This window comes from Bradyrhizobium sp. HKCCYLS1011 (assembly GCF_051167795.1).
In the GTDB taxonomy this organism is placed as follows: Bacteria; Pseudomonadota; Alphaproteobacteria; order Rhizobiales; family Xanthobacteraceae; genus Bradyrhizobium.
This window is the reverse complement of sequence record NZ_JBNPTT010000014.1, coordinates 109,114-129,816: the sequence shown is the minus strand read 5'-3', so window position 1 is coordinate 129,816 and position 20,703 is coordinate 109,114. Positions and strand designations below refer to the sequence as shown.

The window sequence follows — 20,703 nt, the reverse complement described above, 5'->3', positions numbered from 1 at the left end:
GCTTGTGCGATGGAGCGATACGCCAGGTGCGTGCGTGACGGGAGGTCGCGGATGAAAGCCCTACCAGCGCTTGTCGTTGCCACGGCCCTTGCATCGCCGGCGGCCGCGTCCGAGGAGGGCGGTCAGGTCGATCTCGGTTACCCCAGTGTTGCCGCGGCACTGGAGGGGCTACGCACCAAACCGGGTACCAGGAGCTCAATGCAATCCGGTTGGACCGTGATCGAGGACAGCGCGGCCCTTACCGTCTGGTCATTTGTGCCGTCGGACCATCCTGCCTATCCCACCGCAATTCGGCGCCGGGTGATGCAGGAAGGAGATAACCTGTCCATTCAGATGGACGTGCGTTGCGAGGCCGAAAAGGCGGCCTGTGACGCGGTCGTGGCTGAGTTCGAACGGCTCAATGGAAAGGTGCGCGACGACCTCAAGCGATAGATCAGACTCGCATCTGCAGGCCGTCAAAATGCCGGCGCCGCTGCAGCCAGCCAAGCAGCACCAGGCTCGGAATCGCGACCAGCACGCAGATCATGAAGAACAGCGGCCAGCCGGTCGCCTTCGCCACATAGCCCGCGCCTGACGACAGATAAGTCCGTCCCACTGCCGCCAGCGCAGTGAGCAGCGCATATTGGGTGGCGGTGTGCAGCGGGTTCTGACACAGCGCCGAGAGATAGGCGACGAAGATCACGGTGCCGATCGCACTGGTGAAATTCTCGGCGCAGATCGCCAGTGCCAGCGCCCATTGGCTCACGCCGGTGATTGCGAGCCAGGAGAAGGAGAGGTTGGCGAGCGCCTGAACCACGCCGCTGATCCACAGGCTCGTAGCCAGTGAATAGCGCCGCGCCAGGAACCCGCCCGCAAAGCCGCCGGCGAGCGTCGCGGCAAGCCCGACGCCTTTGACGATCGCGGCATAGTCGACCTTGCTGAAGCCGAGATCGATCACGAAGGGCGCCGTCATGGTGCCGGAAAAGGCGTCGGTGAACTTGAACAGCACCACGAAGGCGAGCGCGGCGAGCGCGTCCTTGCGGGTGAGGAATTCCGAGAACGCGCCGCTGGCGGCGTGGATCACGCGGACGATTGCGGTGTCTGCTGCGGTAGCGGCCTCGGCCTGCTTGGATTGCGCGGGTTCGGTCGCGAGCAGTGCGGTGACGGTGCCGATCAGCACCAGCCCGGCCATGACGATGTAGCCCCACATCCACGACGACGGTCGCGGCAGGCCGCTGCTCTCGAATGCCGAGACGACGACGAGCGCGCCGGCGGTCGAGACCAGCATGCCGATGCGGTAGGCGGCGACATAAGCCGCCATGCCTGCGGCCTGCTCGCTCTCGGGCAGGCTCTCGACCCGGAAGGCGTCGACCACGATGTCCTGGGTCGATGAGGTCGCAGCGACCAGGAGCGCCGCGAGCGCAACCATGAACGGCGCGCGGGCAGGATCGGTCAGGGCCAACAGCCCGATCGATCCGATCAGCAGCATTTGCGCAAACACCAGCCAGCCGCGGCGGCGGCCGAACGCGGCGGTGAACAGCGGTAGATGCAGCGCGTCGACCAGCGGCGCCCACAGGAACTTCAGTGTGTACGGAGTTCCGACCAGAGCGAAGAGTCCGATGGTGCCGAGATCGACGCCGACCTCGCGCATCCAGATCTGCAAAGTCGAGCCGGAGAGTGCCAGCGGCAGGCCGGAGGAGAAGCCCAGGAACAGCACGATCAAGACGCGCGGCTGCAGGTAGACGGCCACGCTCTCGCGCCAGGTGGGGGACTTGGCGGGAGTTGTCGCCGATTTGGATGTCAGTTCTGGAGCAACCATGAAGTGGTGGTAGCAGATTTCGACCGAGCCACAAGCAAAGCTGTCATCGCCCGGCTTGACCGGGCGATCCAGTATTCCAGAGGCTTATCTTTAGACTCCCGCGATCTGCGGATAGAGATCGATCCAGTTGGGATTGTCTTTCTCGATCAATGTAATCTTCCAGGCTCGCTGCCATTTCTTCAACCGCTTCTCGCGGTGGATCGCATGTTCGATCTGCTCGAAAACTTCGAAGTATACGAGCCGAGCGACCCCGTAGCGCTTCGTAAAGCTGTCGGACATTTGCGATCTATGCTCGGCAACACGACGGATGAGATCGTTCGTGACGCCAATATACAGCGTGCCGCCGACGTGGCTTGCGAGTATGTAGACGTAGAAGCTGCGTTCGCTCATCTACGGCCTCTGGGATACTGGATCGCCCGGTCAAGCCGGGCGATGACGACCATTGCTGAAGAGGCTGCTTTTGCTCCAAAAAAGAAGCCGCCTTACTCCCCCGCCTGCATCCGTCCCGCCAGCGGGAACAGGTCGGGTGCCGCGCCCGGCGCAGCCACGATCCGTGGCGCTTCGACCGGGGCGTCGGCCTTGCTGAAATCGAGCTCCTCGATGCGGCCGGCGCGCTTCTCGATCTTGTCGGCGGAGATCAGAATTTGACGGACGTCCTCGTTGACGTCGCCGAAGTGCTTCTGCAGCTTGAGCACGCGCTCGCGCAGGCGGCCGAGGTCGTCACCGAGGTGCATCACCTCGGTGCGGATCTGGTCGGCGGCGTCGCGGATGCGTGCGTCCTTCATGATCTGCTGCATCACCTGGATCGCGAGCATCAACAGCGACGGCGACACCAGCACCACGCGGGCGCGATAGGCCTTCTGGATCACGTCGTCGAAGCCGTCATGGATCTCGGCATAGACGGATTCCGAGGGCACGAACATCAGCGCGGTATCCTGGGTCTCGCCGACAATCAGGTATTTCTCCGCGATGTCGTTGACGTGCTTCAGCACATCGGCGCGCAACCGCTGGCCGGCGAAACGCTTCTCTTCGTCGCTGCGCGCGTCGTGCAGCGCGGTTACGGCCTCGAGCGGGAATTTCGCATCGATGCAGAGCGGGCGCGCATCCGGCAGGAACACGACGCAGTCCGGCCGCTTGCCGCTCGACAGCGTGTACTGGAACGCGTAGCTCCCCTTCGGCAGCCCGTCCTGGACGATCGCCTCCATCCGCGCCTGGCCGAAGGCGCCGCGCGCCTGCTTGTTGGCGAGCACGTCGCGCAGCGTCGTCACCTGCGTGGTCAGCTCGGTCAGGTTCTTGTGCGCATGGTCGATGATGCCGAGCCGCTCATGCAGCACGCGCAAGGACTCCATCGTGTGGCGCGTGGTCTGCTCCATCGACTGGCCGACGCGGTGAGTCACGGAATCCAGCCGGTCGTTGACGGTGCGCGCGAGCTCGGTCTGGCGGCCGGCAAGCACCTGCGCCATCGCGTCCACCCGCCCCGACGCCTCGCTCTGGGCCCGCAGCATCTCGGACAGGCGCTGCTCCAGGTCGTCGGCGCGCATCGCTTGCATCGTTGCAAGCTCGGCCCCGCGCCGGCCGGAGCGGGCCACCACCAGTGCGATCACAACGAGCAGCAGTAGCACCAGCGCGCCGAAGCCGGTCAGCGCGTCAAAGGCTCGGACCGGCAGGTTGCCGATCACGAAAACGACGGGGTTCATCGGGGTCATAGGCCCAATCTATCAGATTCGCGGATAAGCAGGAACAAAATAAGAACATTTATGGTTAACGAACCGTTGAGATTCATGGTTAACGCTGACCTAAAATTCGTCGCTCGGGGACGGCCCGATGGGCGGCGTTCAGATTGACCGCGTGCTGCGGCGCGCTTAAATCGCGCGCCATGGCCCTCAGAGAAATCATCATCCTGCCGGACAAACAGTTGCGGCTGGTGTCCACACCTGTCGAGAAGGTAACGCCGGAGATCCGGCAGCTGGTCGACGACATGTTCCAGACCATGTACGACGCGCCCGGGATCGGGCTCGCGGCGATCCAGGTCGCGCAGCCGGTGCGCGTCATCACCATGGATCTCGCCAAGCGCGACGAGAACGGCGAAGGCAAGGCCGAGCCGCGGGTCTTCATCAATCCGGAGATCCTGTCCAAGTCCGACGAACTGTCGGTCTATCAGGAAGGCTGCCTGTCGATCCCCGAATATTACGAGGAGGTCGAGCGGCCCGCGCGGGTGCGGGTGCGCTTTACCGATCTGGACGGCAAGGTGCATGAGGAGGATGCCGAAGGCCTCTATGCCACCTGCATCCAGCACGAGATCGATCACCTCAACGGCGTGCTCTTCATCGACTATCTGTCGAAGTTGAAGCGCGACCGCGTGATGAAGAAGTTCGCCAAGGCCGCCAAGCGGGCGGCGGAGTAATGAACAGGGCGAGCTCGATCGGCCCGCGCGGTCGGCTCTCTCCCCCTTGTAACCCTCCCCCACAAGGGGGGAGGGAACGCATCGAGCAAGCAGCATGCCCCTTCGCCTGATCTTCATGGGCACGCCGGATTTCGCCGTGCCGACCTTGCGCGAACTCGCCGCTCACGGCCACGAGATCGCGGTCGTCTATACTCGCGCGCCGAAGCCGGGCGGCCGCCGCGGGCTGGCGCTGCAGCCGACTCCGGTGGAGCAGGAGGCGCAGCGGCTGGGTATTCCTGTGCTCACGCCGAAGACGCTGAGAACGGACGAGGCGCTCGCAGAATTTCGCGCGCACAATGCCGATGCCGCCGTCGTCGTGGCCTATGGCATGATCCTGCCGCAGCCGATTCTCGATGCCCCCAGGCTCGGCTGCTACAATTTGCATGCCTCGCTGTTGCCGCGCTGGCGCGGCGCGGCGCCGATCAACCGCGCCATCATGGCAGGCGATGCCGAGACCGGCGTGATGGTGATGAAGATGGATGTCGGCCTCGACACCGGCGATGTCGCCATGGGTGAGCGCCTCGCGATATCAGATGCGATGACGGCCTCCGACCTGCATGACCAGCTCGCTGCAATCGGCGCCGGGCTGATGGCGCGGGCGATGGCGGCCTTGGAGCGCGGTGCGCTGACGCTGACCAGGCAGCCTGAGGATGGCGTCACCTACGCGGCCAAGATCGAGAAGGCCGAAGCCAAAATCGACTGGGCGAAGCCCGCGCATGCGGTGCTGCGCCACATCCATGGCCTGTCGCCGTTTCCCGGCGCCTGGAGCGAGGTCGAGGTGGACGGCGAGGCGGTGCGGGTGAAGATCCTGCGCTGCACGCTCTCCGCCGGCGCCGGCACGCCGGGCGAGGTGCTCGAGGACCAATTGACCATCGCCTGCGGCGAAGGCGCGATCCGCATCGTCGAACTACAACGAGCCGGCAAGGCGCCGATGCAGGCCGCTGATTTCCTGCGCGGTACGCCATTGAAGCGCGGCGCCAGCTTTTCTTAAGACTGTCATACCCCGCGCCGGCGGGGTATCCAGTACGCCGAAGCTTTCATTGTTGAACCGAGACGTCAGTGGCTACTGGATCGCCCGCCTGCGCGGGCGATGACACCTTCGGAATGGCATGCCCCGCTACAAGCTCACGATCGAATATGACGGCGCACCGTTCTGCGGCTGGCAGCTGCAGGAGACGCTGCCGTCGGTGCAGGGCGCGCTCGAGGCCGCGGTGCAGGCCACCTGCGGCGTGCCCACTCGCGTGCACGGCTCGGGGCGCACCGATGCCGGAGTTCACGCGACAGGCCAGGTCGCGCATTGCGACATCGACAAAGAGTTTCGTCCCGACCGTTTGCGCGATGCGCTGAATGCGCATCTGCGCCCGCATCCGGTCGCGGTGCTTGCCGCCGAGATCGTCGCTGAGACGTTCGAAGCGCGCTTCTCGGCACGGAAGCGGCACTATCGCTACCGCATCATGAATCGCCGCGCCAATCTCGCGCTCGATATGGGGCGTGTCTGGCGCGTGCCGCAGCGGCTGGATTCGGATGCGATGCATGAGGCCGCGCAGCGGCTGCTCGGCAAGCACGATTTCACCACGTTCCGCGATACGGAATGTCAGGCGAAGTCCCCCGAGAAGACGCTCGACCAACTCGACGTCATCAGAGACGGCGACGCGGTGACTATCCTCACCTCCGCGCGCTCGTTCCTGCACAGCCAGGTGCGCTCGATGGTCGGCTCGCTGGTGTGGGTCGGGCAGGGCCGCTGGAACGCGGATGATCTCTCCGCAGCGCTTGCCGCGCGCCACCGCGCCGCCTGCGGCGTCGTCGCCCCTCCGGAGGGGCTCTATTTGGTGCGGGTGGAGTATTGAGAAATTTCTTGCCACGGAACTGCAGGTGAGTCCGCCCGGCCGAATGGCTTTCCTAATTAGTTTCCGTTTTGTTTCGCCGGACGGAGTTTCTTAACTCCAAATTGGAATCCTCGCTGCTATCCGTGAGCTCGTGCTGCTGTTCAGCGAGGTCTGTCGTGCGCATTCGTCAAGTCTTCCTGCTATCTCTGCTGCTCGGGGCCGTCATCGGCCTGCTCGCAACCATGGTATTCGCCTGGCAGCAGATGGCCTCGCTTCAGGCCGCCCGGACCGCGGGCAGTGACGCGCAGCTGCTTTCGGCGATGTTGCGGCTCCCGGAAAAGCTGAACCTCGAGCGCGCCATGGTCAATCCGCGACTCGCATCGGCCAATGCGGCGACGGCGGACGAGCTTGCATCGCTCCGGAAGGTCACCGGGGGATCGGATGAGGCGCTTGCCAAGGCGCGCGGTCTCGCGCAGTTGCCTGAGGATCTGGCGGCTCTGGATTCGATCGAGCAGAAGCTGCGTGCGCTGCGCGGCGCCGCACTCGACGCCGTGGCCCAGCCCAAGGCGGCGCGGCCAGAGGGGATTGTCCGCGACTACGTGCCGCAGATGTTCACGGTCCAGGAAGCGACCGGCGGCCATGTCGACGTGATCGTGCGCCGGATCAATGCGGCCAATTCCGCCATCGGCCGTGCGGCCCGGCTGGCGGTGATCGGCTGGGACTTGCGCGACTGGGCCGGCCGCGCGACCACGACGTTCATTCGCGCCATTGCAACGAAGCAGCCGATGGCTGGAGAGGCGGCGGAAGCGCTCGCCACCTTCAAGGGTCGCATCGATCGGATCTGGTCAACGGCGAAGATTGCGGCTGCCGATATCGACCAGAAGCCCGTGTACGCCGCCTTAGCCGGGGTCGAGAGCGGCTATTGGGCACGCGGCGGCGAGCTTTATGCGTCGCAGGTGGCGCCAAACCGGGGCAAGGTGCTCGATCTTGATCCCGATCAGTTCCTGCGTTCGATATTCCCGGTGCTCGATACGATCCTGCCGCTGCGCGATGCGGCGCTGGCCGAGGCCGTGCGCCAGAGCGAGGTCGCGATCGCCGAGTCCCAGAGCCGTTTCGTGTTGGCGATGGCCTTGTTGCTGATCAATGTCGGTGCGGCTGCACTCGCGACGCTCTGGTTCAATGCCCGCGTCATCAAGCCTCTCAGCAACCTGACCGAGTTGATCGGGCGCATCGCCGGTGGCGCGCGCGACGTGGAGATTGCCTATCGCGACCGAACCGATGAAGTCGGTACGCTTGCCAATGCCATCGGCGTTCTGCAGGAGAAGTCCGCGGAGGCCGATCAGCTGGCGCAACAGGGGGCAGACGCGGAAGCGCGGCGAGACGCGCGCCGGCAGAAGGTCGAGGCGCTTACCCGCCGTTTCGGCGACGTCATCGACACGCTCTGTGGTCGGTTGAGCGAGGCGGCGAGCGGCCTGAAACAATCGGCCGAGGCGCTCGACAACTCCGCCAGCACCACCGCGTCCCGCGCGACTGCCGTGGCCGATGCGGCCGCGCAGGCGACATCGGGCGTCAACACCGTGGCGGCGGCCTCCGAGGAACTCGACGCCTCGATGAAGGAGATCACACGGCAGATCTCGGAAGCTGCATCGGAATCGTCGAACGCGACCAGCCAGGCACTCGACACCACCGACAAGGTCCGCACGCTGGCCGGCAGCGCCACGCGCATCGGCGATGTCGTGCAACTGATCCGTGCCATCGCCTCGCAGACGAACCTGCTTGCGCTCAACGCCACGATCGAATCGGCGCGGGCAGGTGAGGCCGGGAAGGGTTTCGCCGTCGTGGCTTCCGAAGTGAAGAGTCTGGCGTCGCAGACCAGCAAGGCGACCGAGGAGATCGAAAGCCAGATCGTGGCGATCCAGAACGAGACCGGCAGCACGGTGGCCGCGATCGAGAAGATCGCCGCCGTGGTCAACACGATCAGCGGCGTCACGGGGTCGGTCGCGGCGGCCGTCGCCGAGCAGAGCGCCACGACCCGGGAGATTGCCCGTAGCGTGCAGCAGACCGCGAGCGGCACCCGGGACGTCTCGTCGTCGATCGAACTGGTCAGCGCGGCTGCGGCCGACACCCGCGGTTCGGCCCGCTCACTTCTGGACTCGGCTGCGAGCCTTGCCGGGCAGGCGACCGATCTGCGCCGCGAGGTCGACCAGTTCCTGTCGGAGGTGAAGGTCGCCTGATCCGGATTGGTTAGAGCATGATCCGGAAAAGTGCGAAGCGGTTTTCCCTCGCGACAAACGCGGAGCGCGTTTGCGCGGAGATCATGCTCAAAAAATAACCTAAAGCGCGATGACGATTGATCCTAATCTCATCGCGCTTTAGGCGAAATACTTGTCGAGAATGCCGCGATAGATCGTCGTCAGCGTCGCGATATCGGCCACCGCCGCGCGCTCGTCGATCTGGTGCATGGTCTGGCCGACCAGGCCGAACTCGATCACCGGGCAGTAGGACGAGATGAAGCGCGCGTCCGAGGTCCCGCCGGTGGTGGACAGCTCCGGCTTGCGTCCGGTCACCGCTTCGATCGCCCCGACCGCGAGATCGGTGAACGGGCCGGGCTTGGTCAGGAACACATTGGAGTTCGACGGCAGCCAGTCGATGTGGGCGCGGATGCGGTTGCCGCACGCCACTCTCAGCCGTTCCTCGACCAATGCCCGCAGTGATTCCTGGGTGTGGCAGTCATTGTAGCGGATGTTGAATTTCGCCCGTGCGCTGCCGGGGATCACGTTGCTCGCCGCGTTACCGACATCGACTGAGGTGAATTCGAGATTCGACGGCTGGAATTGCGCGCTGCCGCGGTCGAGCGGCTCGTCGGAGAGTGCGACGATCAGGCGCGAAATATCCGGCACCGGATTGGCGGCGCGGTGGGGATAGGCGACATGGCCCTGCTTGCCCTCGACGACCAGCATGCCGGACTGCGAGCCGCGGCGGCCGATCTTGATGCAGTCGCCCATCACTTCCTGATTCGACGGCTCGCCCAGCACACAATGATCGAACGTCTCGCCGCGCTCGGCCGCCCATTGCAACAGCTTCACCGTGCCGTTGATCGAGACGTCCTCCTCGTCGCCGGTGATGAGGAACGAGATCGAGCCCTTGCCGTCTTCCCGCGGCTTGCTGCCATGATCGCGCAGATAGGCGAGCGCGGCGGCGAGGCTGCAAGCGATGCCGCCCTTCATGTCGACCGCGCCGCGGCCGTAGAGATAGCCGTCCTTCACCTCGCCGGAAAACGCACCAAGGCTCCAGGCGCCTTCGTCGCCGGGCGGCACCACGTCGGTGTGGCCGGCGAAGGTGATATGCGGCGCTTCGCTGCCGATCCGGGCATAGAGATTGTCGATGTCGGCGGTGCCCGGTTCCGAGAAGGTGACGCGATGCACCTCGAAGCCCGCCTCCTTCAACAGGCGCTCGAGCACGCCGAGCGCACCGGCATCGGCCGGGGTGACGGACGGACAGCGGATCAGTTCGCGGGCAATGGCGAGGGCATCGGTCATGCCTCCGCTTAACATGCCAGTTTAGCTGCCCGCCAGTCCTGCCGGTCGGCGCCGCGGTCCAAGCGACGATCAGTCGCGTAACAGCTCGTTGATCGAGGTCTTGGACCGGGTCCGCTCGTCGACGCGCTTGACGATGACGGCGCAGGCGGTGGAGGGGCCGATCTCGCCGTTCTTCATCGGTTTGCCCGGCAGCGCACCGGGCACCACGACCGCGTATTCCGGCACCTCACCGACGAACACCTCGCCGCTCTCGCGGTCGACGATCTTGGTCGAGGCGCCCAGGAACACGCCCATCGACAGCACCGCGCCCTTGCGCACGATCACACCCTCGGCCACTTCAGAGCGCGCGCCGATGAAGCAGTCGTCCTCGATGATCACGGGACCGGCCTGCAGCGGCTCCAGCACGCCGCCGATGCCGGCGCCGCCGGAGATGTGCACGCGCTTGCCGATCTGGGCGCAGGAGCCAACGGTGGCCCAGGTGTCGACCATGGTAGCCTCATCGACATGGGCGCCCAAATTCACGAAAGACGGCATCAGCACCACGCCCTTGGCGATGAAGGCGGAGCGGCGCACGATCGCGCCCGGCACGGCGCGGAAGCCGGCGTCGCGAAAACGGTTTTCGCCCCAGCCCTCGAATTTCGAGGGCACCTTGTCCCACCAGGTGGCCTGGCCCGGGCCGCCCGGGATCACGCCCATGTCGTTGAGACGGAAGGACAACAGCACCGCCTTCTTCAGCCATTGATTGACGGTCCATTTGCCGTCGGTGCCGCGCTCTGCCACCCGCGCCGCGCCCTTGTCGAGCAGTTCGAGCGCGCTCTCCACGGCATCGCGGACCTCGCCCTTGGTCGTCGTCGAGATACCGTCACGCGCCTCGAAGGCGCTGTTGATGGTGGATTCCAGGGCGGAGAGGGACATCGCGTGATCCTTGGATTGGGCGGGGCGCTCGTGCGGGAGCGCGTCAAATCTGCAAAACAGGGGTGGCTTTTTCGGAGTTTGGCTAGGGGGTGTCAAGGTACACTCCGAGGTGCCGGCGTTCTCGAACCTCACCACGCCTCCGCCGTCGTCCCGGCCAAGCGAAGCGCGAGCCGGGATCCATACCGCGGAATCTCTAGTTCGGGCAGGATAGGGGACGTCCTTCGCGTCAACTGCGTCCTGTGGTTATGGGTCCCGGATCGCGCTCGCGAGTTGACTCGACCCGTTGTTCGCGCAGGCGGGCGCTTCGCTTGTCCGGGACGACAGCCCTCTATTTCGTGGTAAGTCCCTGCAAAAACCCGGTCAGATCGTCGGTCACGTAGTCGACATGCGGATCGTCGCGGCCTTCGAGCTCCCAGTCCTCGCGGACTACCTCCTTGGTGCCGTCGGGCACCACCAGCACCGTGGTCATGCCGAGGCCGTGCGGCACCACCAGGTTGCGCGCGAGATCCTCGAACATGGCGGCTCGCGTCGGATCGACATCGTGAAGCTTGAGAAAGCGCTGATAGGTCTCCGGCGCCGGCTTCGGCGTCAGCTCGGCGGCGATGATGTCGAACACGCCGTGGAAATGGGACGTGAGGCCGAGGCGGGCCAGCACCGCCCCGACGTGATCGACCGAGCCGTTGGTCAGGATCAGCTTGCGTCCCGCCAGCTTCTCGATCGCGGCCCCCATCGCAGGATTCGGTTCCAGCGGGGAGTGGTCGATCTTGTGGACGTAGGCCAGGAAGTCGTCGGCATGCACGCCGTGCTCGGTCATCATGCCGCGCATCGTGGTGCCATAGCGACGATAGTAATCCTTCTGGATGCGGCGGGCTTCCTCCGCCGACACGTTCAGCCAGTTGGCGACGAACTCGCCGATCCGCGCATCCACCTGCTGCCACAGATTGACGTGATGCGGATACAGCGTGTTGTCGAGGTCGAACACCCAGGTGTCGACGTGATCGAAGGTGCGGGCTGGGTTCGTCATCGCTATCTCAAATGGTCATTCGGTGAGAGCTGGCACTACGTACTCCGTTGTCGTCCCCGTGAACGCGGGGACCCATACCGCGGAATCGATCAGTAAGGCACGGTGGCAGATGATCATCGACTCATAAAAGCCGGTGGTTATGGGTCCCTGCTTTCGCAGGGACGACAGTTGTGTTTGTGGCGACATCTCCAACGCAACATTGACGGCAACGAAAGCCATCACGGCAGCGCGAAGCGCAGCGTCTTGCCGCCGCGGGCGATGTCGACTGCGGCAAAGCCGGTTGCGGTGAAGCCGCGGCTCGGGCAGTCGCCCTGTTCCGAGGTCTCGAACTTGCTCTCGCGGGTGCAGAGCTGGGTTAGGCCGCCCCAGTTCAACGGCTTGTCCTTGAGCTTGATGCTGCGATTGTCGGCGTCGACGGCTTCCGCAAAGCTGTACACTTTCTTCGGCTGCCCGGTGATATCAGGATGCAGGCATTTGCCGGGATCGATGCGATACCAGCCGCGGCTGATCACACTCCTGCCATCGTCGGTGGCCACCGCCGCCATCACCTTGTGCGGGGTGTCGTTGCACCAGGTCAGTCCGGTCGGCGAGGGCGCCTGCACTGCATCGACCATGGTGGAAAAGAAATTGGGCTGCGACACGATGTCGGCCGACAGGTTGCGGCTCTTCAGGAACGCGGCCAGTGCTGCTTGCGTCTTCGGCCCGTCGACGCCGTCGATCGGCGCGGCGTCGTAGCCGGCGATGCCGAGCAGCCGCTGGATCCCGGCGAGCCGGGCCTGCTCGTCGTCATATTCCGCGCTTTCGGCGAGATAAGCGACCAGATTGCCGTCGTCCGTCCTGGTCGGTGTGATCTGGGTGAAGGGTGCCGGTGTCTGTCCAGTCCGGCACTGCCGCGCCGCTGCGATGATGAAATTGTCCTGCGCGACACAGAGCGTGTCGTTGCCGTTTTCCGGGATGGGCGAGGCGCCGTAGAGGCTGAGCGCGCGCGCATGCAACAGGATGCGGTCGGCGGTGAGATCGCCCTGCAGCACGACCCGGCAGGTGGCGGGATCGATCCGGAACCAGCCCCGCGTCGCGGTGGCCGATTTGTCGTCGACGCCGATCGCGGCCTCGACGACATAGCTCATGCGGTTGCAGAGTTTGAGGTCGGCGGCGGCGGGCGCGGCGGAGGTGAGAAGGGAGAGGATGGTCAGGAGCGCGTACGTCAACGCGACGGTCATTCCGGGGCGATGCGGAGCATCGAACCCGGAATCTCGCGATTCCGGGTTCGCCTCTTCGAGGCGCCCCGGAATGACGATCCCATTTCGCACCCTCACGGTCTTCATCCGGCGACTGCGCTGCCTATCACTTGTGGATCAGCGTGCCCGTGCCCTGGTTGGTGAAGAGCTCGAGCAGCACGGCGTGCTGGACCTTGCCGTCGAGAATGACGACCCCCTGCACGCCCTGTTCGAGCGCGTAGATGCAGGTCTCCACCTTCGGGATCATGCCGCCGGAGATGGTGCCGTCGGCGATCAGTTTGCGCGCGTCCGCGATCGACAGGTCCGGGATCAGCTTCTTGGACTTGTCGAGCACGCCCGGCACGTCGGTGAGCAGCAACAGCCGCTTGGCCTTCAGCGCGCCAGCCACTGCGCCGGCAAAGGTGTCGGCGTTGACGTTGAAGGTCTGGCCCTCCTTGGAGGTGGCGAGCGGCGCCAGCACCGGGATCAGCTCATAGCCGATGATCTGGTTGAGCAGCGTGAGATCGACCTTCTCCGGCTCGCCGACGAAGCCGAGATCGACCACTTTCTCGATGTGGGAATCCGGATCGACCATGGTGCGCGTCGCCTTGACCGCGCGCACCATGTTGCCATCCTTGCCGCACAGGCCGACCGCCTTGCCGCCGGCCTCGTTGATGTAGCCGACCAGCTGCTTGTTGATCGAGCCGGCCAGCACCATCTCGACGATCTCGATGGTGGCGGCGTCGGTGATGCGCAGGCCTGCGGCGAATTCCGAGACGATGCCGAGGCGTTTGAGCATAGTCGCGATCTGCGGCCCGCCGCCATGCACCACCACCGGATTGATCGCGGTCTGCTCCAACAGCACGATGTCGCGGGCGAAGGCCTTCGCCGTCTCCTCGTCGCCCATGGCATGGCCGCCATATTTGATGACGATGGTTTCTTCGTCATATTCCTGCATGTGCGGCAGCGCTTCCGACAGGATGCGGGCCTGATCGAGCGGGCTGATATGGGTCGCGTCGGTCATGGGAGACAATCTCGCTGGCGGGGAAGTCGCCGCCTTCTAGCCGATTGCCGCAGGCGGCGCAAAGCAGCCGTCACCCGCGGCGCGGCCACAGCGCGCAGACGGTGAGCGACAGCCAGCTCACGATCAGCAGGTTGCCGCCGATCGGCGCGGCAAACGGAAACAGCCGCTCGCCGGTGAAATGGCGCATGAAAAGATCGCCCGCGAACAAGACCGATGCGACCACGAAGCCGGTGGCGGAGATCAGGCCGATGCGGCCGTGCACGGCGCCGCGTCCAGCCAGCGCGACGGTGGCGAGCACCGCGGAGGCATGGAACAGCAGCATGCTGGAGGCAGGTCCGAGCCGCGAGGCGTCCGCAGCGTGGGCGGCCAGGGCCGCGAGCGCGACGCCGGCGGCGCCCATCAGCCCGGCGCAGGCCACCAGAATCCGCGGCCACCGGCTCATGCGCCACGCTCCCGCAACAGCCGCGCCATCGCCGCGCGCAGCTCCGCCATGCCGGTACCGGCGCGCGAGGAGGTCGCCAGCACCTGCGGGAAAGCGGCCGGATGCCTGGCCAGTGCCGCCTCGGTCTCGGCCACCCGAGCGGCGAGCTCCGCCGGCTTGATCTGGTCGGCCTTGGTCAGGACGAGCTGGTAGCTGACTGCGGACTTGTCCAGCGTGGTCAGCACCTCCTGGTCAACGTCCTTCAGCCCGTGCCGCGCGTCGATCAAGACGTAGACTCGGGCGAGGCTGGCGCGTCCCAGCAGGAACTGATGGATCAGCGCTGTCCAGGATGCCACCTTGGTCTTCGGAGCTGCGGCGTAGCCATAGCCGGGCATGTCGACCAGCCGAAGCGGCACCTTGTCCGGGCCCTCGAAGAAGATCAGCTCCTGGGTGCGGCCGGGCGTGTGCGAGGTCCGCGCCAAGGTGGTCTGGCCGGTCAGCGCATTGATCAGGCTCGACTTGCCGACATTGGAGCGGCCGGCGAACGCGACCTCCATCGCCCCCATCGGCGGCAGCGCCGCGATCGAGGGCGCCGCGTGGGTGAAATGCCACTGGCCGGCGAACAGCTTTCGCCCTTGTTCGATCAGCTCGGCATCATCAGTGGCGCTGGTGGTCATTGGCCGTATCTCTCGTCGTCATGGCCGGGCTCGACCCCGCCTGCGCGGCCGCAGCCCCTTGGGCAAGCTATTCCAGCGACACTCCAAAGACGAGGATGCCCGGCACGAGGCCGGGCATCATGATGAGGGATGTGCTGTCGCAACGGCTCACGCCGCTTTCTTGAAAAACGCGCCGCGGATGTTGTCGAACAATTCCACCTTCACGCCGTTGCGGCGCATGATGACGCTCTGCTGCAGCACCGAGAGCGTGTTGTTCCAGGCCCAGTAGATCACGAGGCCGGCCGGGAAGCCGGCGAGCATGAAGGTGAAGATCAGCGGCATCCAGTTGAAGATGATCGCCTGCGTCGGATCCGGCGGCGTCGGGTTCAGCTTCATCTGGAACCACATCGTGATGCCCATGATGATCGGCCAGATGCCGAGCGCGAGATAGTGCCCGAACATCGGCAGCTGGGTCGGGTCGTAGTGCAGCAGCCCGAACAGCGTGAACAGGTTGGTCGGGTCCGGCGCCGAGAGGTCCTTGATCCAGCCGTAGAACGGCGCGTGCCGCATCTCGATGGTCACGAACAGGACCTTGTACAAAGAGAAGAACACCGGGATCTGCAACAGCACCGGCAGGCAGCCCGCGACCGGATTGATCTTCTCCTTCTTGTAGATCTCCATCATCTCCTGCTGCTGCTTCACCCGGTCGTCCGGATAGCGCTCCTTGAGCGCGGCGAGCTGCGGCTGGATCGACTTCATCTTCGCCATCGAGGCGTAGGACTTGTTGGCGAGCGGGAAGAACAAGAGCTTCACCAGCACCGTCACCAGGAGGATCGAGATGCCGAAATTGCCGAAGAAGCGGTAGAAGAAGTCGAGCGCCAGGAACATCGGCTTGGTCAGGAAATAGAACCAGCCCCAGTCGATCAACAGGTCGAAATGGTTCAGTCCGAGCGCCTGGTTGTAGCCGCCAAGCCCGCCGATCGGGAAGTTGATGCCGACGACGCCCGCTTCCTTGGCACCCGCGAACAGCCGCGTGGAGACGGTGTTGGTGGCGCCGGCCGCGACCGTCTGCGCATCTTCCAGATAGTCGGTCTGGTAGCGGCGCAGATTGCCCTCGAGGCTGGACTGGTAGCGCGCCTGCAGGTGCGCATCGGTCTGCGGCAGCAGCGCCGCGGCCCAATATTTGTCGGTGATGCCGAGCCAGGCGTCAGTGGCGCTGAAGTTCACGACCTTTTCGTCGTCGATCTTCTTGTAGGTGAATTGCTGCAGGCCGTGCTCGCCGAGATAGCCGATCAGGCCCTCATGCAGGATGTAGTAGCCCGAGACCTGCGGGGTGCCGTGGCGCGAGATCAACCCGAACGGATAGAGCGTCACCGGCGCGCCGCCGGTATTGGTGACGTCGTCCTTGATCGTGAACAGATAATGCTCGTCGACCGAAATCGTGCGGTGGAAGGTGAGCCCTTCGCCATTGTCGTAGGTCAGCGTCACCGGCGTCGACGGCGTCAGTGAGCCCGAGCCTTGCTGCTGCCAGACCGTGTTCTGGTTGGGAACGCCCACGCTCGAGCCCGCGCCGGCGACCCAGCCGAACTCGGCATAATAAGGGTGGGCGGTGTTGGAGGGCGAGAACAGCACGATCGCGGGCGATTGCGGGTCGACCGTCTCCCGATATTGCACCAGTGCGAGGTCGTCGATGCGGGCACCCTTCAGCGAGATGCTGCCGGCAAGGCGCGGCGTATCGATCTTGACCCGCGGGGTGGCTTCGAGCGCGGCGTCGCGCGGCACCACGGCGCTGCCGGTCGGGGCATTGGTGGAGGGCGCGCTGGGGGCGCCTGATGAGCCCGGCTGCGGCGCCGACGTCGACGTCTGCGGCTGCGATGTCTCCGGCTGTGCTGCCTGCTTCTTGGCGAGCTCCGTCTGCGCCTGTTGCGCGCGCTGCCGCTCCATCTGCGGCATGTTGTAGAAATATTGCCAGGCGATCAGGACCAGCCCGGACAGGACGACGGCGAGGATGGTGTTGCGATTGTCGGTCATCGTTCTTCTTGTCGTCTGGTCAGTTGATCCGGTTGGCGGGGCTTGGCAGGTGGCCGCTTGGAACGCGGCTCGCCCTGCGAGCGAGGCGGCCGATCGAGCCTGCCCAGCGCGGTCGTGAGATCGTCAAACATGGTCGAAAAGTCGCGCGTGAGCGCGTCGCGCCGACCGACCAGCACATAGTCACTGTGCGGCCGCATCGACAGGGGATCGAGCCGTAGCACCAGCGCGCGCAACCGCCTGCGGATGCGGTTGCGCTCCGTGGCGGTGCCGTTCTTCTTGGTGACGGTGAAGCCGATCCGGATCGGGCCCTGGTCCTGGCGTTCCCGCCGCTGGACGACGAAGGCAGGACTGCTCGCCCGCACGCCATCGGCAACGGCGAGGAAGTCCGCCCGCTGCCGCAGCCGATCCATGATGGAAATCTCCGGGGAGAGACGCCCTGGCTTCAGGCGCTCAGACGCTTGCGACCGCGCGCACGGCGGGCGGCGAGAACCTTGCGGCCCCCGGTGGTGGCGAGGCGCGCGCGGAAGCCGTGACGGCGCTTGCGCACCAGTTTGCTGGGTTGATAGGTCCGCTTCACGGGTCAATCTCCGCTGACGGGCAAGTTGCCAGAAGGCAATCTGCCTGTTTAAATTGTCGAGGATGTCCGGTGATGCTGCCAGGCCCAAAGCAGGCCGCCGCCGGCCCAGGAATCGAGCCGCCCCCGGACAAGCCGGACCATCGCGGACAGTTGGCGCGGCTTATACGGGAGCGACCTGTTCTCGTCAATCGTGCGGCGGACCATCTGCGCCAAGCCTGCACGGGTGCCGAATGGGGCGTGAATAGAACCGATTTCCCGGGGTTTCCGGGGGAGGGGTGGTTTCCAGCTGGCCTTCAACATAGGTCAGTGGAACCGGAACATGAGCGATCCGTAATTTGACGGGGCCTGGGGCCGGGCTCCATGTTGCGGAACGGTAAGGGTTGGGATCCCTCGTGAAGGGCGACACGTGCCAGAAACCGACGACCAGCCGATCATAGAGCGCCTGCGGCCGAAGCGGTCGCGCCGGCTCGGGCTGTCCGGAAAGCTGCTGCTGTTGACCATTCCGCTGGTCATGATTGCGGCAGTGCTGATCTATGTGCCCGCGATCGCCAATTTCTGGACCAACCGCCTCAACGATCGGCTCGCCGCTGCTAATACTGCTGCCCTGGTGCTTGATGCGGCGCCGTCGGGAATGGTGCCCGATTCGCTCGCCCGTCAGATCCTGACCTCCATCAACGCCCGCGCGGTCGCCATCAAGATGGGCCAGCAGCGGCGGCTGCTTGCCAGCGCCGACCTGCCAGCCGCTATCGATCATGATTTCGACATGCGCGACATGACCGCGTGGTCCTCGATCATCAATTCGCTCAGGACCATGACCGAGCGAGGCAACCACGTGATGCGCGTGATCGGGCCGGCGCCCGGCCGCGCCCAGTTCATCGAGGTGGTGACCGACGAGAAGCCGTTGCGGCAAGCGATGTATCGCTTCTCGCGCAACCTGTTGGGCGTCTCGCTTCTGCTGGCCGTGCTGACGGCCGCGCTGGTCTATCTCGCGCTTCATTATCTGTTCGTGCGGCCGATGCGGCGATTGACCGCAAGCCTGGTCGGCTTCCACGAGAATCCGGAAAGTGTGGCGCGGATCATCGTGCCGAGCCAGCGCAGCGACGAGATCGGTGTGGCCGAGCGCGAGCTCGCCGACATGCAGCGCGACCTGGTGTCGATGCTGCATCAGAAGAGCCGTCTCGCGGCGCTCGGACTGGCGGTGTCGAAGATCAATCACGACCTGCGCAATCTGTTGGCCTCGTCGCAGCTGCTGTCCGACCAGCTCGCCAGCGTGCCCGATCCGCGGGTGCAGCGCTTCGCGCCGAAGCTGATGCGCTCGCTCGAGCGCGCCATCGATTTTTGCCAGTCGACCCTCTCCTACGGCCGGGTCCAGGAGCCTGCGCCCGATCGCCGCATGGTGACGGTCGAATCGGTGGTGACGGAGGTGCGGGAGACCGCGGGCTTGTCGCCGACGACGTCGATCACCTGGGTGGCGGCGATCGAACGCGGCCTGGAGGTCGATGCCGATCCGGACCAGCTGTTCCGGGTGCTGCTCAATCTGGTGCGCAATGCCGCGCAGGCGTTGGAGAGCCAGGCGGCCGATGCAGGCGTCCGCCAGATCCGCGTCAGCGGCCGCCGCGAGGGCGCCGTTGCGATCCTCGAAGTCTCGGACACCGGGCCTGGCGTGCCGGCCAAGGTGCGCGAGCACCTGTTCGAAGCGTTCCGCAGCGCCGGGCGTCCGGGCGGCAGCGGGCTCGGGCTTGCGATCGCCGCCGAACTGGTCCGCGCCCATGACGGCGAGATTCAGCTGGTCGAGGGCACGCTGGGCGCCACCTTCCGCATCGCCATTCCCGATCGCCCGGTCGAGCTGCAGAGCGTCCGCAAGGAGCGGGCGCGCGCCTGAGCCGTGCGGCCGCGACAACGCTCTGCGCCCCGCCGCCCAACGGCGCCAAAGGTCTCCTGCTGTCGGCCGGCAAGGGTCCGACCAGCTTTTCCTGTGTTCTGGTGCTGCCCATTCCGTCATTCCGGGGCAATGCCGAAGACATTGAACCCGGAATCTCGAGGTCGTCGGACAAGGACAGCGTCCCATTGGCTCCGCCCAGCATTGGTCAGCGGCGAGCTCCCTGACCCCCGTGGATCGATCCGTCCCCGGTCCGGCCGTCCCGCAAAAATCTGCGCCAAAATCCGTGCCTGCCACCTTGCCAAGCGCGTCCTGAGCCGTTAGTCAGGTGGCCTTTCGCAGGGCCCTCCGGATTGCGGACCGGCCTTTTCGGGCGTTCAGCCCGAGACCACACGCGAAAAACGCGCCCGTAGCTCAGCTGGATAGAGCATCAGACTACGAATCTGAGGGTCGGACGTTCGAATCGTTCCGGGCGCGCCATTTGATCTCGGGCTGGAATACAGGCCTCGATCACTGCGACCCTTGAGGTGGTCGCCGCGCCAGATGCAAGTTTCTGGCCTTGTCGAGATTCTGAACTCTTTCCAGCGCGGCCGCGCTCGGCAACAAGGCCGAGGCGAGGTCGGCCTCCGTGAGATCGGCACCGGCCAGATTTGCGTTGGACAAGTCGGCCCCGGAAAGGTCGGCGCGGGTGAGGTTGCAATTCGAAAGATTGGCGTTCTGCAGCTTTGCGAATTCGAGATCGGTACGCGAGAGATTGGCACCGCTCAGATCCGCATTCCTGAGATCGGCGGATTTGAGCACGCCACGCATCATGCCCATCGATTGGTTGCGCATGTCAGCACTCAGATCGGCGCCGACAAGCTTGGATCCGATCAGGCTGGCGCCGGAAAGGTCGGCAGCGATGCGCGCGCCGCTCAAATCGGCACCGCCGAGCTTGGCGCGTTGCATCTGCGTGCCGAGCAGCGAGGCCTTTGCGAGCGACGCTCCCGTCAAATCGGCATCGATCAGCCAAGCCTGATTCAGAATGGCCCGATCGAGGCGCGCGTATTTCAGGCTGGTCCGGTTAAGCTTGACGAGCCGTAGATTGCCGCCGGAGAAGTCGAGGCCCGAAAGATCGAGGTGCGACAGCCGCGTTCCTTCCAAATCCAAAGACCGGTGGCCTGCCGCGCCTTGAGGCGCCCCTTTGAGCCGCACCTCGACCTCGGCACGCGTCATCTCCGAAGTCGACATTTCGGGGCTGTTGAGGTCGACGCTTCGCAGCATGTCCTGCGATACCGCCTCAATGGGATCAAACAGCACCGTCGTGAAGGATACAAAGGCAAATGCGAGACGAAACAGCATTGCCGTCTCTCC

The 20,703-nt window shown here is 65.2% G+C and carries 20 protein-coding genes and 1 tRNA gene; 7 read left to right on the top strand and 14 right to left on the bottom strand.

What is annotated here, in order from left to right; all coding sequences use genetic code 11:
- Window positions 1-51 precede the first annotated feature (51 nt).
- Complete coding sequence (locus tag ACQR1W_RS36015) at window positions 52-432, top strand: hypothetical protein (protein ID WP_434855214.1); 381 nt, start codon at window positions 52-54, stop codon at window positions 430-432.
- A gap of 1 nt (window position 433) precedes the next feature.
- On the opposite strand, the gene ACQR1W_RS36010 is transcribed toward ACQR1W_RS36015, so the two are convergent.
- The 3 genes from ACQR1W_RS36010 to ACQR1W_RS36000 all read right to left on the bottom strand — a co-directional run bounded on the left by ACQR1W_RS36010 (window position 434) and on the right by ACQR1W_RS36000 (window position 3,495).
- Complete coding sequence (locus tag ACQR1W_RS36010; protein ID WP_434855213.1) at window positions 434-1,798, bottom strand: AmpG family muropeptide MFS transporter; 1,365 nt, start codon at window positions 1,796-1,798, stop codon at window positions 434-436.
- A 90-nt stretch (window positions 1,799-1,888) separates the two neighbouring features.
- Complete coding sequence (locus ACQR1W_RS36005) at window positions 1,889-2,188, bottom strand: GIY-YIG nuclease family protein (protein WP_434855212.1); 300 nt, start codon at window positions 2,186-2,188, stop codon at window positions 1,889-1,891.
- 92 nt (window positions 2,189-2,280) lie between these two features.
- Window positions 2,281-3,495 (bottom strand): DNA recombination protein RmuC, encoded by a 1,215-nt coding sequence (locus ACQR1W_RS36000; protein ID WP_434855280.1) that lies wholly within the window; start codon window positions 3,493-3,495, stop codon window positions 2,281-2,283.
- Window positions 3,496-3,674: 179 nt separating this feature from the next.
- On the opposite strand from ACQR1W_RS36000, the gene def reads away from it, so the two are divergent.
- The 4 genes from def (at window position 3,675) to ACQR1W_RS35980 (ending at window position 8,301) form a co-directional block, all read left to right on the top strand.
- Window positions 3,675-4,202: a peptide deformylase gene (def, locus tag ACQR1W_RS35995; protein ID WP_434855211.1), complete on the top strand. Its 528-nt coding sequence runs from the start codon at window positions 3,675-3,677 to the stop codon at window positions 4,200-4,202.
- 94 nt (window positions 4,203-4,296) lie between these two features.
- A complete protein-coding gene (fmt, locus tag ACQR1W_RS35990; protein WP_434855210.1) occupies window positions 4,297-5,232 on the top strand; it encodes a methionyl-tRNA formyltransferase in 936 nt (311 codons plus the stop codon).
- 118 nt (window positions 5,233-5,350) lie between these two features.
- Window positions 5,351-6,088 (top strand): tRNA pseudouridine(38-40) synthase TruA, encoded by a 738-nt coding sequence (gene truA, locus ACQR1W_RS35985; protein WP_434855209.1) that lies wholly within the window; start codon window positions 5,351-5,353, stop codon window positions 6,086-6,088.
- Between the two features lie 155 nt (window positions 6,089-6,243).
- Complete coding sequence (locus tag ACQR1W_RS35980; RefSeq protein WP_434855208.1) at window positions 6,244-8,301, top strand: methyl-accepting chemotaxis protein; 2,058 nt, start codon at window positions 6,244-6,246, stop codon at window positions 8,299-8,301.
- Between the two features lie 138 nt (window positions 8,302-8,439).
- Here ACQR1W_RS35980 and dapE read toward each other — a convergent pair whose 3' ends face one another.
- The 10 genes from dapE to rpmH form a co-directional block, all read right to left on the bottom strand.
- Window positions 8,440-9,606: a succinyl-diaminopimelate desuccinylase gene (dapE, locus tag ACQR1W_RS35975; protein WP_434855207.1), complete on the bottom strand. Its 1,167-nt coding sequence runs from the start codon at window positions 9,604-9,606 to the stop codon at window positions 8,440-8,442.
- Window positions 9,607-9,675: 69 nt separating this feature from the next.
- Window positions 9,676-10,521, bottom strand: coding sequence for a 2,3,4,5-tetrahydropyridine-2,6-dicarboxylate N-succinyltransferase (gene dapD, locus ACQR1W_RS35970; protein WP_434855206.1), 846 nt, complete (start codon window positions 10,519-10,521; stop codon window positions 9,676-9,678).
- Window positions 10,522-10,849: 328 nt separating this feature from the next.
- Window positions 10,850-11,545, bottom strand: coding sequence for a pyrimidine 5'-nucleotidase (locus tag ACQR1W_RS35965; protein ID WP_434855205.1), 696 nt, complete (start codon window positions 11,543-11,545; stop codon window positions 10,850-10,852).
- Between the two features lie 218 nt (window positions 11,546-11,763).
- Complete coding sequence (locus tag ACQR1W_RS35960) at window positions 11,764-12,765, bottom strand: DUF1036 domain-containing protein (protein ID WP_434855204.1); 1,002 nt, start codon at window positions 12,763-12,765, stop codon at window positions 11,764-11,766.
- Between the two features lie 124 nt (window positions 12,766-12,889).
- Window positions 12,890-13,786, bottom strand: coding sequence for an acetylglutamate kinase (gene argB / locus ACQR1W_RS35955; protein ID WP_008974409.1), 897 nt, complete (start codon window positions 13,784-13,786; stop codon window positions 12,890-12,892).
- A gap of 70 nt (window positions 13,787-13,856) precedes the next feature.
- Window positions 13,857-14,228 (bottom strand): DUF423 domain-containing protein, encoded by a 372-nt coding sequence (locus tag ACQR1W_RS35950; RefSeq protein WP_434855203.1) that lies wholly within the window; start codon window positions 14,226-14,228, stop codon window positions 13,857-13,859.
- On the bottom strand, window positions 14,225-14,884 hold the full coding sequence (gene yihA / locus ACQR1W_RS35945; RefSeq protein ID WP_434855202.1) for a ribosome biogenesis GTP-binding protein YihA/YsxC: 660 nt from the start codon (window positions 14,882-14,884) through the stop codon (window positions 14,225-14,227). The genes ACQR1W_RS35950 and yihA overlap by 4 nt, the downstream gene beginning before the upstream one ends.
- 147 nt (window positions 14,885-15,031) lie before the next feature.
- Window positions 15,032-16,894, bottom strand: a complete 1,863-nt coding sequence (gene yidC, locus ACQR1W_RS35940; protein WP_434855201.1) for a membrane protein insertase YidC — start codon at window positions 16,892-16,894, stop codon at window positions 15,032-15,034.
- Entirely contained in the window at window positions 16,891-17,304 is a 414-nt protein-coding gene (gene rnpA, locus ACQR1W_RS35935; protein ID WP_434855200.1) for a ribonuclease P protein component, read from the bottom strand. Before rnpA ends, yidC begins: the two co-directional genes overlap by 4 nt.
- 32 nt (window positions 17,305-17,336) lie before the next feature.
- Complete coding sequence (rpmH, locus tag ACQR1W_RS35930) at window positions 17,337-17,471, bottom strand: 50S ribosomal protein L34 (protein WP_006609582.1); 135 nt, start codon at window positions 17,469-17,471, stop codon at window positions 17,337-17,339.
- Between the two features lie 406 nt (window positions 17,472-17,877).
- Here rpmH and ACQR1W_RS35925 point away from each other — a divergent pair, with 406 nt between their 5' ends.
- Both ACQR1W_RS35925 and ACQR1W_RS35920 read left to right on the top strand, forming a co-directional pair.
- The gene (locus ACQR1W_RS35925) at window positions 17,878-19,353 is read left to right on the top strand and encodes a sensor histidine kinase (RefSeq protein WP_434855199.1); all 1,476 of its coding nucleotides are present in this window, start codon (window positions 17,878-17,880) and stop codon (window positions 19,351-19,353) included.
- 400 nt (window positions 19,354-19,753) lie between these two features.
- A tRNA-Arg gene (locus ACQR1W_RS35920) sits at window positions 19,754-19,830 on the top strand.
- Between the two features lie 30 nt (window positions 19,831-19,860).
- On the opposite strand, the gene ACQR1W_RS35915 is transcribed toward ACQR1W_RS35920, so the two are convergent.
- Window positions 19,861-20,691 (bottom strand): pentapeptide repeat-containing protein, encoded by an 831-nt coding sequence (locus ACQR1W_RS35915; protein ID WP_434855198.1) that lies wholly within the window; start codon window positions 20,689-20,691, stop codon window positions 19,861-19,863.
- Window positions 20,692-20,703 lie beyond the last annotated feature (12 nt).